The sequence below is a fragment of the Pseudomonas sp. SC11 genome (genome assembly GCF_047039205.1).
GTDB lineage: Bacteria > Pseudomonadota > Gammaproteobacteria > Pseudomonadales > Pseudomonadaceae > Aquipseudomonas > Aquipseudomonas boreofloridensis.
Window position 1 is genome coordinate 1,773,245 of the sequence record NZ_CP178183.1, and the last position, 13,625, is coordinate 1,786,869.

Here is a 13,625-nt window from a genome sequence, read left to right on the forward strand (position 1 = left end):
TCGCGGGGTACTCCTGCTCCAGCGCAGTCCCTTCGTGGGAGCAGGAGTGCCTCGCGAACCCGGTGGCCACGCTCAACGGTAGGTTGGCAGGGCGAAGCGCTGTTGGCTTTGCAGCATGGAAATGACGGGCAATTCGCTTGCCTGCTCGGCCAGATCGCGGCGGATGGCGCTGATGGCCCAGGACAGTTGCTCGGCGCTGTGCAGTTGTGCGTAGGAGAGCACGCGGCGGGTCACGGTACCGTCAGCAGCGCGCAGCGTCAGCAGGATGCCACCGTCCGGGCGAGACTTGGTGTCGACCTGGTAAGCGGAAAAGACCGAGACGAATTTTTCCTGGATAAGGTCCATTAGCAACTCCTGATGTGTAAGCGTTGGCAATCGTGGAGTAATGATTGCAGTCACCGTGCCAGGATTCGGACTTTGTTATTTTCCTTTAAAATCAATGACTTATTAATGATTTGCATAAAGCCTTCCATGCATTGTGCATGGTCGTGCAATTTGCACAGTGCATTTTGCAAGGTCATAGCCGCTGTCTTTGACGTCGATAGAATCTGAACCTTTGTCCTGCGCCTGAGGCCTGAAGCAGAATCAGGCCATCATTTTTTGCCAGGAGGTTGCAGATGTCCGATTCACAGCCCGTCACCATGACTGAAGATGAAACCGCTGCGTTCGCTGCAGAGGTATTCGAGCGCGCCCGTCAGGGCGATGCGGTGATGATCGAGCGGCTGCTCGAAGGTGGATTGCCTGCCAACTTGCGCAACCACAAGGGTGACACCTTGCTGATGCTGGCCAGCTATCACGGCCACCACGCCACGGTGCAGGTGCTGTTGAACCATGGTGCAGATCCCCTGATCGCCAATGACAATGGTCAGTTGCCTATCGCCGGGGCGGCCTTCAAAGGCGACCTGCCGATGATTCGCCTGTTGGTCGAGCATGGCGTGCCAGTCGATGCCGCCGCCCAGGATGGCCGCACCGCGCTGATGCTAGCGGCCATGTTCAACCGCAGCGAGATTCTCGACTACCTGCTCGCCCAGGGTGCCGATCCGGCTCATCGGGACGCGCGGGGCGCCACGGCCTTGGTGGCCGCGCAAACCATGGGCGCCAGCGACGCTGCCGCTCGGCTCCAGGCCCTGGTCGGCTGAGGGCGCGGCGGGTATCCTTGGCGCCTTTTTGCCCTTCGCCAAGCAGGCCCTCCATGAAAACCCAGTTGCTCGAATTCATCAGCCTCATCGGCGCCGGCTGCATCCCGGAGGCTGACATCGAGCGCATCGCTGACGAAGCCGCCCAGGCCTACGCCGATCCGGCGGCTTTTCTTGCAGCCAATCCCGACATCAATTACGACGACAGCTTCCCGATCCCGCTCGGCGAATGGGTGGTGCTCGGCAGTCTCCCGGATACCGTAGTGTTTCAAGCCGATACCTACCAAGGGCTGTTTCAGGCCATCAGTGATTCCTTCGACAAGAGCGTGCCATTGACCCTCAAGCCCAAGCAGTTGGCGCGCACCGAACCGCTGACAGCGCTCAACCGCATTCAGGTTCAGATGAGTGCGCTGAACAAGGAGGCGGGCGGCTATGTGCTGCTCGACTTCAGCCACCTGCTCGATGACGAATTGCAGATGGTGATGGTCGGTCAACATGACCTGCCGCGGGTGCTGGAGTTGGGTCAGGCACTGGGTATCAAGGTGGAGCCAGCGCTGGAGGCGCTCAAGGTCGCTGTTCACGTCTGAGGCGCGAGTCAGTGCCTTGAGCGGGTGAGAGGACGTGCCGACGCGTCAGCCCAGGGCCGTGTCGAGAAACATCATCACTGCGAAACCGCCCATCAGACCCAGGGTTGCGGAGGTCTGGTGACCGTTGCGATGGGTTTCGGGGATGACTTCATGGGACACCACGAAGATCATCGCGCCAGCCGCCAGGCCCATGCTGATGGGGTAGGCGAGGGCAAAGCCGGTGGAGATGCCCAGGCCAATCACCGCGCCCAGCGGCTCCATGAGTCCCGAGCCGATGGCCACAAGCGCAGCCTTGAAATTCGACAGCCCCGTGGCGCGCAGTGCCATGGCCACCGCCAGACCCTCCGGGATGTCCTGAATGGCGATGGCGCTGGTCAGTGGCAAGCCGATGCTCATGTCGCCATTGGTGAAGCTCACACCGATGGCCATGCCTTCGGGCAAGTTATGCAGCGTGATCGCCAGTACGAACAGCCATACCCGGCTCACCCGCTCGGCGTCCGGGCCGCAAGGGCCAGTGCTTTCGTGCTCATGGGGGGTAAAGCGGTCCAGGCCGAGCATCAGCAGGACCCCCAGGCCCATGCCTAGCACCACCACAGCGGCAGCGGCCGGGCCGTTGCCGGTGATCGCCCGAGCAGCATCCAGCCCGGGCAGAATCAGGGAAAACGAACTGGCGGCGAGCATCATGCCGGCGGCAAAGCCCAGCATCACGTCCTGGCTGCGGGCGCTGACGTCGCGCAGCACCACGGCCAGGATCGCGCCCAGCGCCGTCGCGGCAAAGCCCGATAGACCGCCCAGCGCCGCCAGGTGCAGGTTCTGCGAGTGATCGCCATTGACCGCATTCCACAGGCTGGCCAGCAGCAGCAGGATGATCGCCAACAGGCTCAGCCCCAGGCCGGCGCTCAGCCAGGGCGTGTTCAGCGCCTGCTGGCGCCAGGCATCCAGAAACGAGGAGGGTGAGGAGCCGTGGGTGTGAACTGGGGGCATGCAGACCTCTGCGTCGATGAATGGCGGCAGTCTATCCAGTGACCTGTGGCGCGGGCCAAGGATTCCCTTCTATGGGGGTAATAGCCGACTATGCTCAGCCCTATCGACGTCACACTGGGAGTTGCCACATGGGTTCAACCTTCAATGGCCTCGTTGGCCTCATCATTCTGGCCCTGGATATCTGGGCGATCGTCAACGTGCTGAAAAGCTCGAGCGAGGTCGGGATCAAGATCCTGTGGATTCTGCTGATTGTGTTGTTGCCGGTCTTAGGACTGATCATCTGGGCGATTGCCGGACCGCGCGGTAACGTGCGGCTGTGACCGTTCGTCGTGACAAAATTTTCACACGGGATTCACCAAACTCCGCGCCGCACGTTTACTGTATGCGTCCCTGCCGGCAATCGACCGGCACGGGCCTGAAAAAGGCGCGCCAGTGCCTTCTCCCACTCCCTGAAACCCTAGGATCCTCCCATTCATGGCCAATTCGGATGCCTTGAAGCCACGGGCCACGTCGGCACCGTTCGCACCGACCGTCAAATCGCACCTTGCCTACACCTTGCTCAGTGGTCTGCTGATCATGCTGATGCTCAGCCTGGTGCGCCTGGCGCTGCTGATCTACAACAGCGACCTGATCGGCGATACCCCGGCGGCTACGGTTGCCGAAGGCTTCGTCAACGGCTTGCGCTTCGACCTGCGGGTCGTGGTGTACCTGAGCATTCCGCTGCTGCTGGCGACCCTCAGCCCATGGGCCATGGCACGCCGCGGGCTGTTCCGTTTCTGGCTGACGGTCAGTTCCAGTGTGGTGATGTTCCTCGGGCTGATGGAGCTGGACTTCTACCGTGAGTTCCACCAGCGCCTGAACGGTCTGGTCTTCCAGTACATCCAGGAAGACCCCAAGACCGTCATGAGCATGCTCTGGTACGGCTTCCCGGTGGTGCGCTACCTGTTGGCCTGGCTGTTCGGCACCTGGCTGCTGAGCTTGCTGTTCAAAGGTATCGACCGCCTCACCCGGGGCAGCGGCAGCACGGCGCAGGTGGCCGGAGCGCGTCGCGTGGCACCCTGGTACGGGCGTCTGGCCGTGTTCATGGTACTGCTGCTGGTGGCGGTGGTCGCGGCACGCGGCACGCTGCGTCAAGGTCCGCCGATGCGCTGGGGCGATGCGTTCACCACCGACTCGAACTTCGTCAACCAGTTGGGCCTCAATGGCACCCTGACATTGATCGATGCGGCGAAGAGCCGTTACGGGGAGGACCGCGCCAATATCTGGAAGCCGGTCCTGGATACCCAGGTGGCCCAGCAGACCGTGCGCAACATGCTGCTGACGCCCAACGACACGCTGGTCGATGCCGACCAGGCGGCCGTGCGCCGGGACTTCCGGCCGCCGGCCGAGAACACCTTGCCGATCAAGAACGTGGTCGTGATCCTGATGGAGAGCTTCGCCGGCCACTCCGTCGGCGCGCTGGGCAGTCCGAACAACATCACACCGTATTTCGACAAGCTGGCCAAGGAGGGGTTGTTGTTCGACCGCTTCTTCTCCAATGGCACCCACACCCATCAAGGCATGTTCGCCACCATGGCGTGCTTCCCCAACCTGCCGGGCTTCGAGTACCTGATGCAGACGCCTGAAGGCGGGCACAAGCTGTCCGGTCTGCCGGCGCTGCTCAGTGCCCGCGACTATGACGATGTCTACGTCTACAACGGCGATTTCGCCTGGGACAACCAGTCCGGTTTCTTCGGCAACCAGGGCATGACTACCTTCATCGGCCGCAACGACTTCGTCAATCCGGTGTTCTCCGATCCGACGTGGGGTGTGTCCGACCAGGACATGTTCGATCGCGCCAATCAGGAGCTGTCGCACAATTACGGCAAGAAGCCGTTCTACGCCCTGCTACAGACGCTTTCCAACCACACGCCGTATGCCTTGCCGGCAAACCTGCCGGTGGAAAAGGTCACTGGTCAGGGGCGTCTGGATGAGCACCTGACTGCCATGCGCTACTCCGACTGGGCACTTGGCCAGTTCTTCGAGAAGGCGCGCAAGGAGCCGTACTTCAAGGACACTCTGTTCGTGATCGTCGGCGATCACGGTTTCGGCAACAACCAGCAGATCACCGAGTTCGACCTGGGTCGTTTCAACGTGCCGTTGCTGTTGATCGCGCCGGGTATCCAGGAGAAGTTCGGTGCGGTCAGTCACACGGTCGGCACTCAGGTCGACATCGTACCGACCATCATGGGCCGCCTGGGTGGCGAAACCCGCCATCAGTGCTGGGGCCGTGACCTGCTGAACCTGCCCGCTGGCGATCAAGGCGTGGGCATGATCAAACCCTCGGGCAGCGAGCAGATAGTGGGGCTGGTGCAGGGCGATCGTTTGCTCATCGAGTCCAAGGACATGTCCCCGCGCATGTATCGCTATCAGCTGGGTCGCGAATTCAAGGCCGAGCTGATCGAAAGCCCGGACCAGCCGGAGATGCTCCAGAAGCTCGAAGCCTTCATCCAGACGGCCACCAAGAGCCTGCTGGACAACACGGCTGGCGTGGTTCACGGCAAGCCGCAGTAATTGCCAGCGGTATCATCGAGCCCGCCGTTTATCGGCGGGCTTTTCATTTGGCACCCAGGCTCATAGGGGGCGTATTGGATCCTGAAAAAATCTTCATGCCACAGCGCCAGCCTTTCTGAACAACGCCCTAGCCCCATGGTCAGCTATTAACAGATGTCACCCACGTTGTGCTTCGAGCGAGGATCTATCAATGAAAGAATGGGAAGTCATCTTTCTCGACCAGAAAGGTGTGAAGCAGAGTTTGCGTTTTGCCAGCGAGCGCGAGCCTAGCTTCGAGGCTGCGGCGCACGAGATTCTTTCAAAATGGTTCCCTGTGACGAAGCGGCTCGACCTCAATGATTTCGAGGACCGTAATCCCACCCCAACGCTCGAGCTGCTCAAGGAACAGCATGGGGTGACCATTCACACGATTCTCGAAGCGTCCTGATCACAACGCCCTGGCTGGGCACCGCACGACGTACTACTCTGCACACAGGCGCCGGTTCACTTCGAGTCGGTGCCTATCACCTCCACCGCTGCATCAGCTCGAACTGCCAGTCACCTAACCTGCGCGCCCGCGCGGGCGCGTCAATGCACGGAAAGTCTATCCCTTGGTTTTTCAGGAGGACGATTCATGAGCAGCCAGAACGATGACATCAGCAGCAGCGTACTCCGCCAGATGAAGGCGGGCGGGTTCGACTTCACCCAGATTCATCCCATCGAGTTCTATGCCACGTTCCCGGACGAGGACGGTGCGCGTCAGGCTGCCGGACAGTTTCGCGGGGAGTCGATCAATGCCCAGGTGCATGAGCGTGACGATGGAGCCTGGCACCTGGAACTGAGCAAAGTAATGTTCGCCACCCATCGTGGTATCGGGGCGTTCGAGCAAGCCTTCGAGGCGGTGATTTCGCCCTTGGGCGGCGAAGTCGAGGGCTGGGGCGTTCGGCAGGAACGCTGTGTAGCCTGAACCGGCGGGGCCATGGATTGGCCCCCTCATCGCTCAGCGTCGACGTCCGGCCATATGCGCCAGATAGCCGATCAGCGCGTCCAGTTCCTGATCACTCAATACCGTCTCCGGGAATCCAGGCATGCGCGCCTGCGGCCAGTGCCTGAGGCTCTGTGGGTCACGCAAGTATTGGCGCAAATAGCCGGGCTGGAAATATTCAGTGGGGTTGTGTGGCACATTGAGGTCAGGTCCGAACTGCGCGTCGCCTGCGCCGTTGAGGCGGTGGCAGGCCAGGCAGTTTTGCTGAAACAGCGCAAAACCCCGCCGCACAGGGTCTTCGGCCGACAGTTCAGCCGCAGGAAGCAGGGCAGGGAAGCGCTCGGAGACGGGCGCCAGCCGACGGATGCTGGCTATCTGATAGGGCCATTGTTCAGGGCGAATGGCGCTGGCAGCTGGATCAGTCCACACCAGATAGAAGGGACCTGCACTTGGCTTGCCTGGTTTCAGGCCCGGCCATGGTTGATGCGGGTCTTCCACTGCCACCCAGGCCCGCGCCGGGCCGGGTTGCAGTAAAGGGCCAGCCGGCATTTCCGCGGCGAATCCATCCAGCGCTACGGCCTGCAGATGATCGTCTTCGTCGACGCCCTCGAGCAGGCTTGCCAAGGGCACGGCACGGTAGCGCATCCCTCGCTTGTAGGCCACGTCCTCTGGAATGTCGATCGCTCGAGCTTGCGGGTGCTTCAACAATTGCTCGGTCTGCCACTGACGCTGACCATTCCCCAGGTCCAGTGTCAGTTGCGCGGCCGCCAACGGCGCGCTGATCAGCAAAATGAACAAGCCCAGACAGTGGCGCACGACGTTTCTCCAACCCATGAGGGTCGGCAGGTTACCGTTGCCCGGCCTGATGGCGCCAGCCTTGCATCAACCGAACAGACGCGTCAGGTTGGGAAGGATCAGCAGCAAGGTGGTGGCGAAAAGTATGAGTCCCGCTTGGCGTACTTTCGAGTGTCTGAACATGGCGGACCGCCTTCTTGTTGTTATTCCTGAATAACCCTTGGCTTCCTTGTCGCGTCGGGTCGATCACGATGGCGTGCACAACGCCATTTGCTGCTTGCCTGTTGCTGCCCTGTTACACGTGTCTACACCCAAAAGTAGGGCGATTGTCACCCGTGTTTCAGAACCCTTTGTTCTAACGTAAGACGCCTGCATTCCCTGACATTATGAGGCCATTGGCCAGATCGCTGTCATGCTTGGACTAGACGCCTTCAAGTGAGCCCTCGAGAGAACGTTGCTTCCCTACCGTTCGTCAGTGCACACCTCTTGCTTGTACGTGGCTTTCGCGGCAGTCTCTAGCGTTGATTTCTACCCTTGTCGTTCAGGACTATCCCTATGTCGTTACGCATCTGCATCCTTGAAACCGATGTCCTGCGACCGGAGTTGACGGCGCAGTACCAGGGCTATGGAAGGATGTTCGAGCAGCTGTTCTCGCGTCAGCCGATCGCAGCGCAATTCTGCGTCTACAACGTGATGAACGGTGAATACCCTCCGGAAGGCGAAACCTTCGACGCCTATCTTGTGACCGGCAGCAAGGCCGACTCGTTCGGTTCCGATCCCTGGATTCAAACGCTCAAGGCCTACTTGCTGAAACTCTACGAGCGCGGCGAAAAGTTGCTGGGCGTCTGTTTCGGCCATCAGCTGCTGGCGCTGGTGCTCGGAGGGAAGGCCGAGCGTGCCGATCGCGGCTGGGGGCTGGGTATCCACCGCTACCGTCTGGCCGCCCAAGCGCCGTGGATGGATCCGCAGGTCAGTGAACTCACCCTGTTGATCAGCCACCAGGACCAGGTGACGCAACTGCCCGAAGGCGCAACGCTGATCGCCTCCAGCGATTTCTGCCCCAATGCCGCTTACCACGTGGGTGACCAAGTCCTGTGCTTCCAGGGCCATCCGGAATTCGTCCACGACTACTCGCGTGCATTGCTCGATGCGCGTCAGGATCGCTTGGGCGATGAAGTCTACAACCAGGCCGTAGCGAGCCTGAGCACCGACCATCAAGGTGACCTGGTGGGCGAGTGGATGCTGCGCTTCATCCAGCATCCCCGCAAACAAAGCGCGGCCTGACTTCAGACGAAAAAGCTCACCGAAGCCAGCGCCCGAATTGGGCGCTGTGCTTCGCGGACCGTCACAACCAGCCTGAGCGCTTGAAGCTGGCGAACAGCCCGGTGCAGCCGGCAGCGATCACGCCCAGCACCAGGAAATAACCGTAGTGCCAACCCAACTCCGGCATGTTCTGGAAGTTCATCCCATAGATACCGGCAATGGCCGTAGGGAAGGCGAGAATCGCCGCCCAGGCAGCGAACTTGCGCTGCACGATGCTCTGCCGTGAGGACTCAAGCAGCATGCCGATCTCGATGGTCTGGCTGGCGATGTCGCGGATGCCGACCAGGTCTTCCATCTGTCGGGTGACGTGAATCTGTACGTCCCGAAAGTACGGGCGCATGTTCTTGTCGATGAAGGGAAAGCTCAGGCGCTGCAGCTCTTCGCCAATTTCCACCATCGGCGCCACGTAACGTCGCATGCGCAGGATGTCACGACGCAGGCTGTGCAGGCGGCGGATGTCCTGTTCCTGCAGCGAGCCACTGAGCACGCTCTGCTCCAGTGCTTCGATCTCGCTGTGGATCGCCTCGCTGACCGGCTGGTAGTTCTCGGTGACGAAGTCGAGCAGGGCGTACAGCACGAAGTCCTCGCCGTGTTCGAGCAGCAAGGGTCGCGCTTCGCAGCGCTGGCGCACCAAGGCATAGGATTTGGAGTGACCATTGCGGCAGGTGATGACATAACCCTTGCCGGCGAAGATGTGGGTCTCGATGAATTCCAGGCGACCTTCATGGCGCACCGGCGAATAGGTGACGATGAACAACGCGTCGCCGAAGGTCTCCAGCTTCGGGCGGCTGTGCTTTTCCAGCGCGTCCTCGATGGCCAGTTCATGCAGGCCGAACTGGCGCTGCAGGTTGGCCAGTTCCTGGGCACTGGGTTCCTCCAGGCCAATCCAGACGAAATGACCGGGTTTGTTCGCCCATTCGCTGCCTTCGTCGAGGCTGATGTTGGTGACCTTTCTGCCGGCGCTGTACACCGCCGCTGCAACGACTCGACCCATGGCTGCCTGCTTGTTCGGTTGACTGTTGCGACAGCTTGGGCTGAGTCGCGGCGAACGGCAAGCAGCGCGCTCAGCGCGTGGGCAGTTCCTGCTCCATGTGATCGATGCACTGCTGCATCTGCGTGCGGCACTGTTCCATCAAGGCGGGCAAGTCCTGTTGGCTGAGCCCTCGCGTGGCAATTGGCGGCAGCGAGCGGACGATCACCGTCCGTCGTCGCCAACTGTTCAGGTTCAGGCGCTGCGTGTAGCGGCTGACGCACACGGGCACGATGGGCACGCCGGCTTCCAAGGCCATGTGAAAGGCGCCTTTCTTGAACGCCAGCAGCTGTTCGGACGGGTTGCGCGTGCCTTCGGGGAAAATCCAGATCGAGGTGCCGTCGCGCAGGATACGCGTCGTGGTCTGCAGCGCCTTGCGCGCCTGGTAGGCATTCTTTCGATCCACCAGCACGTTGCCGCCGAGCCAGAACAACTGGCCGAACAGGGGAATCCAACCCAGGGTCTTCTTGCCGATGGCCACGGTGCGTCGCGGCACCACTTGCCCGAGGATGAACAGGTCGTAGTTGGATTGATGGTTGGCGACGATGACGCAGCCGGGCGGCTGATCCCACAACGGCCCGACTTCGGCCTTGACCTGGAGACGCATGAACCAAGCGGCCGGCACACTGTAGAAGCGGGCAAAGAGGCGGCTGTTATCCGGGTTGAAGGGGCGGCACAGGCCGATGAGCAGACCCACGGCGCCGACCAGCAGGAAGTGCAGGCCCAGCACAAGCATGCGAAGCAGATAGAGCATGATACGACTCACACCAGACAGTCGCGGTGCAGTGTACGACCGTGCACTGGCTGGGGCAAACACCGGCAGCGCTGACCACCGGTGAGCCCGGGCCCAGGCGTGTCAGCCCATGTGATGCTGGTCGGCTTGGATCGCCTCGTCCAATTTCGCCAGCAACGCCTTGCGCACCTTCAGCTTGGTGTTCTTGTGGGCCAGCATATTGAGCTTCTTCAGTTCGTGCGCTGCCGCGAGCGCTGCCTGCTGGAGCTGTTCGGCCGGCACCACCTTGTCGAGGAAGCCGGCGACCACGGCGGCGTGCGGATCGAACACTTCGGCGTTGTTCACCGAGCGCTGGAAGCTCGAGCGGGTCAGGCGGTCGCGCGCCAGCTCGATGCCCGCGTGGTGCATGGTCATGCCGATCTGCACTTCGTTCAGGCAAATCTTGAACGGGCCTTCGACGCCAATCCGGTAGTCGGCCGAGAGCAGCAGGAACGCGCCTTTGGCCACGGCATTGCCGGGGCAGGCGACGATCACCGGGAAGGGGTGCGAGAGCAGGCGGCGGGAAAGAGTGGAGCCAGCGGTGACCAGGCCGATGGCCTCCTTGGGACCCGCCGTCATGACCTTCAGGTCGTATCCACCCGAGAGAATGCCGGGTTGGCCGGTGACGATCACCACCGCGCGCTCCTCGGCAGCGCGGTCCAGGGCCGCATTGAAGGCCGTGATCAGGTCCGGCGAGATCGCATTGACCTTGCCATTGTTCAGCGTCAAGGTGGCGATGCCGTCTTCGGCATGGTAGGTAATCAGCTCGCTCATGACAGAGTCCTTTGGGTGGCGTGGCCACGACGTTACCCAGCGCTGCCGGCCAGGTAAAGCGCCTTGGCTGACTGTCTGGTCAGCCGACGCGGCGCAGGCCGCGTGTCGTCGGGTCCGATTGAAAGGCAGCGAAAAAAGCACGGGTCAGATTGGCCGTATTGCCCTGGCCCCGAGCGCTTGCCGGACGAAAGCCTTAAGCGCATGAAAATTCTGAAAAAAATGCTTGCCAAAGAAAAGCGCTTCTACTAAATTAGCGCGCCTCGACAGGCTGAATGGCTTGAAGAGATCCGGTGAAGTGTCCGAGTGGTCGAAGGAGCACGCCTGGAAAGTGTGTATACGAGAAATCGTATCAAGGGTTCAAATCCCTTCTTCACCGCCACTTTCATGCAACCCCAGCACATCGACGATGTGCTGGGGTTTTGCATTTCTGGACCCTCAGAACGGGTTCACCCAATGCCTCGGCCGCTCTCCGGCCAATCCCTCCAGCAGATTCTCCACCGCGCAGCGGGCCATTGCTTCACGAGTCTCGTGGGTCGCCGAGCCGATGTGCGGAGTCGCCACCACGTTGGTCAACTGCAGCAGCGGCGAGTCGGCCGGCAGCGGTTCCTGCTCGAAGACATCCAATCCCGCGCCACGCAGGCGTCCGCTGCGCAGGGCCTCGATCAGCGCCGCTTCATCGACCACGCGACCGCGGGCGATGTTCACCAGGATCGCCTCCGGCTTCATCAGCGCCAGTTCCCGGGCGCCGATGAGGCCTTCGGTGCTGGCGCTCAACGGTACGGTCAGGCAGACGAAATCCGCTTCGCCCAGCAAGGCCTCGAGGCTGCGATAGCGGGCGCCGTGGCGGGCCTCGGCGTCGGGCTTGCGTTGGTTGCTGTGGTACAGCACGCGCATGCCGAAGCCGGCAGCCGCCCGTCGCGCCAGGGCGTCGCCGATGCGGCCCATGCCGATGATGCCGAGGGTCTTGCCTTGCACATCGGTGCCAAAATGCGCAGGTCCCAGGCTCTTGTGCCAGTGGCCATCGCGCACCCAGTTGGCCAGCTCCACCACCCGCCGCGCACTGGCGAGAATCAGCGCGAAACCCGTGTCGGCGGTGGTTTCGGTGAGCACGTCCGGGGTGTGGGTGAGCATTACCCGGCGTCGAGTCAGGTCTGCGACATCGTAGTTGTCCACGCCCACCGAGATGCTCGATACCACTTGCAGATTCGGCGCCAGGTCCAGCAGCGCGCTGCCCAACGGTAGGCTGGCACCGAGCAGACCGTGGGCGTCGGGCAGGGCATCGCGCAGACGTGCCAGCCCGTCGGAGGCGTTGAGGTCCACTTGAGTGACGTCCACCTGCTGCTGCAGACGCTCGAGCAGCGGCTGGGACAGCGTCTTGTACACAACGACACGTTTGTTCATGTCAGCTCCTAATGATTGGCCGCCAGTTGCGCTGGACCTTGAGCGTTGCAGTCGGCGCGGTGCGGGGGTTTGAGAAAGGCGGTCAGCGCTACGGCGAGCAGTAGCGCTGCCGCCATGAACAAGTACGAACTGCCTGGTCCGCCGGTGATGCCGTTGAGGTAGCCCACCAACCACGAGCCACCGAACGAGCCCAGCGCGCCCATGCTGTTGATCAGGGCCATGGCGCCACCGGCGACATTGCTCGGCAGGATCTCCGGCACGATGGCGAAAAACGGCCCATAGGGCGCATACATGCACGCGCCCGCAACGACCAGCAGCGTGTACGACAGCCAGAAGTGTTCGCTGCCCAGCGCATAGGAGCCGTAGAACGCCACAGCCGCGATCAGCAGCGGCGGCCAGACGAAGCGCTTGCGCACTTGCAGGCGATCCGAGGCCCAGGACACGCCGACCATCGCCAGCACGGCCGCCAGGTAGGGCACCGAGGCGAGCCAGCCGGCTTCGACGATGTCCACCTGGGCGGCCTGCTTGAGGATCGACGGCAGCCACAGCACGAAGCCGTACACCCCGATGCTCCAGCAGAAATACTGCAGCGACAGGATCATCACCTGCGGCGAACGGAAGGCCTCACGGTAGTTCTTCACCGGTTTCAGCCCCTGCTGTTCATTGGCCAACGCCTGCGCCAGTCGGGCTTTATCCGCCTCGCTCAGCCAGCTCGCCTGCGCCGGCCGGTCATCCACCAGGCGCCACCAGATGAATGCCCAGATCACCGCCGGCAAGCCTTCGATGATGAACATCCAGCGCCAGTCCAGGTGCTTGATCAGGTAACCGGACACCACCGACATCCAGAGGATGGTCACCGGATTGCCGAGCATCAGGAAGGTATTGGCCCGTGAGCGCTCGGCGCGCGTGAACCAGTGGCACAGGTACACCAGCATCGCTGGCATCACCACGGCCTCTACCACGCCGAGCAGGAAGCGGATGGCGATCAGCAGGTAGACGTTGCTGACCATCCCGGTCAGGGTCGCCAGGCCGCCCCAGAGGATCAGGCTGACGAAGATCAGCTTCTTGACGCTGCCTTTCTGGGCGTAGAGCGCACCGGGCACCTGGAAGAAGAAGTAGCCCAGGAAGAACAGCGCTCCCAGCAGCGAGGACAGGGCCGGGGTGATGTGCAGGTCGTCGGCCATGCCCGAGGCGGCGGCGAAGCCGTAGTTGGCGCGGTCCAGGTAGGCCAGGCTGTAAGTGATGAAGACGATGGGAATCAGGTACCACCAGCGCCGAGGCGCGAGACTGTTCGAGTGCATGAAAA

General features: G+C 61.9%; 15 protein-coding genes and 1 tRNA gene. 8 read left to right on the forward strand and 8 right to left on the reverse strand.

Annotated elements, in window-relative coordinates:
* Positions 1-72: 72 nt before the first annotated feature.
* Positions 73-345 (reverse strand): DUF3509 domain-containing protein, encoded by a 273-nt coding sequence (locus ACK2SD_RS08255; RefSeq protein WP_029613749.1) that lies wholly within the window; start codon positions 343-345, stop codon positions 73-75.
* Positions 346-617: 272 nt separating this feature from the next.
* Here ACK2SD_RS08255 and ACK2SD_RS08260 point away from each other — a divergent pair, with 272 nt between their 5' ends.
* Positions 618-1,139, forward strand: a complete 522-nt coding sequence (locus ACK2SD_RS08260) for an ankyrin repeat domain-containing protein (RefSeq protein ID WP_412461860.1) — start codon at positions 618-620, stop codon at positions 1,137-1,139.
* A gap of 53 nt (positions 1,140-1,192) precedes the next feature.
* On the forward strand, positions 1,193-1,723 hold the full coding sequence (locus ACK2SD_RS08265) for a hypothetical protein (RefSeq protein ID WP_412461861.1): 531 nt from the start codon (positions 1,193-1,195) through the stop codon (positions 1,721-1,723).
* A gap of 45 nt (positions 1,724-1,768) precedes the next feature.
* On the opposite strand, the gene ACK2SD_RS08270 is transcribed toward ACK2SD_RS08265, so the two are convergent.
* Positions 1,769-2,707: a ZIP family metal transporter gene (locus ACK2SD_RS08270; protein ID WP_039579168.1), complete on the reverse strand. Its 939-nt coding sequence runs from the start codon at positions 2,705-2,707 to the stop codon at positions 1,769-1,771.
* A gap of 128 nt (positions 2,708-2,835) precedes the next feature.
* Between ACK2SD_RS08270 and ACK2SD_RS08275 the strand changes: the two genes are divergently transcribed.
* From ACK2SD_RS08275 to ACK2SD_RS08290, 4 genes are all read left to right on the forward strand, one after another.
* On the forward strand, positions 2,836-3,027 hold the full coding sequence (locus ACK2SD_RS08275) for a PLDc N-terminal domain-containing protein (RefSeq protein ID WP_039579165.1): 192 nt from the start codon (positions 2,836-2,838) through the stop codon (positions 3,025-3,027).
* Positions 3,028-3,181: 154 nt separating this feature from the next.
* Entirely contained in the window at positions 3,182-5,260 is a 2,079-nt protein-coding gene (locus ACK2SD_RS08280; RefSeq protein WP_412461862.1) for an LTA synthase family protein, read from the forward strand.
* 190 nt (positions 5,261-5,450) lie between these two features.
* Complete coding sequence (locus ACK2SD_RS08285) at positions 5,451-5,687, forward strand: hypothetical protein (RefSeq protein WP_029613755.1); 237 nt, start codon at positions 5,451-5,453, stop codon at positions 5,685-5,687.
* A 186-nt stretch (positions 5,688-5,873) separates the two neighbouring features.
* Positions 5,874-6,206 (forward strand): ribonuclease E inhibitor RraB, encoded by a 333-nt coding sequence (locus tag ACK2SD_RS08290; protein WP_029613756.1) that lies wholly within the window; start codon positions 5,874-5,876, stop codon positions 6,204-6,206.
* Positions 6,207-6,239: 33 nt separating this feature from the next.
* On the opposite strand, the gene ACK2SD_RS08295 is transcribed toward ACK2SD_RS08290, so the two are convergent.
* Positions 6,240-7,040 carry a c-type cytochrome gene (locus tag ACK2SD_RS08295; protein ID WP_412461863.1) on the reverse strand — a complete coding sequence of 267 codons (801 nt, stop codon included), beginning with the start codon at positions 7,038-7,040 and terminating at the stop codon, positions 6,240-6,242.
* 534 nt (positions 7,041-7,574) lie between these two features.
* Here ACK2SD_RS08295 and ACK2SD_RS08300 point away from each other — a divergent pair.
* Positions 7,575-8,303 carry an amidotransferase gene (locus ACK2SD_RS08300; protein WP_412461864.1) on the forward strand — a complete coding sequence of 243 codons (729 nt, stop codon included), beginning with the start codon at positions 7,575-7,577 and terminating at the stop codon, positions 8,301-8,303.
* Positions 8,304-8,364: 61 nt separating this feature from the next.
* Here the strand turns inward: ACK2SD_RS08300 and ACK2SD_RS08305 are convergent, their stop codons facing one another.
* From ACK2SD_RS08305 to ACK2SD_RS08315, 3 genes are all read right to left on the reverse strand, one after another.
* On the reverse strand, positions 8,365-9,336 hold the full coding sequence (locus tag ACK2SD_RS08305) for a magnesium and cobalt transport protein CorA (protein ID WP_039579153.1): 972 nt from the start codon (positions 9,334-9,336) through the stop codon (positions 8,365-8,367).
* A 70-nt stretch (positions 9,337-9,406) separates the two neighbouring features.
* Positions 9,407-10,126, reverse strand: a complete 720-nt coding sequence (locus ACK2SD_RS08310) for a lysophospholipid acyltransferase family protein (protein WP_412461865.1) — start codon at positions 10,124-10,126, stop codon at positions 9,407-9,409.
* Between the two features lie 102 nt (positions 10,127-10,228).
* On the reverse strand, positions 10,229-10,918 hold the full coding sequence (locus ACK2SD_RS08315; RefSeq protein WP_304483305.1) for a crotonase/enoyl-CoA hydratase family protein: 690 nt from the start codon (positions 10,916-10,918) through the stop codon (positions 10,229-10,231).
* A 289-nt stretch (positions 10,919-11,207) separates the two neighbouring features.
* Here ACK2SD_RS08315 and ACK2SD_RS08320 point away from each other — a divergent pair.
* Positions 11,208-11,297 (forward strand) — tRNA-Ser (locus ACK2SD_RS08320).
* Between the two features lie 56 nt (positions 11,298-11,353).
* On the opposite strand, the gene ACK2SD_RS08325 is transcribed toward ACK2SD_RS08320, so the two are convergent.
* Together ACK2SD_RS08325 and ACK2SD_RS08330 are read right to left on the reverse strand one after the other, a co-directional pair.
* A complete protein-coding gene (locus ACK2SD_RS08325; RefSeq protein ID WP_412461866.1) occupies positions 11,354-12,319 on the reverse strand; it encodes a 2-hydroxyacid dehydrogenase in 966 nt (321 codons plus the stop codon).
* A gap of 8 nt (positions 12,320-12,327) precedes the next feature.
* Positions 12,328-13,620: an MFS transporter gene (locus tag ACK2SD_RS08330; protein WP_412461867.1), complete on the reverse strand. Its 1,293-nt coding sequence runs from the start codon at positions 13,618-13,620 to the stop codon at positions 12,328-12,330.
* Between the last annotated feature and the right edge of the window lie 5 nt (positions 13,621-13,625).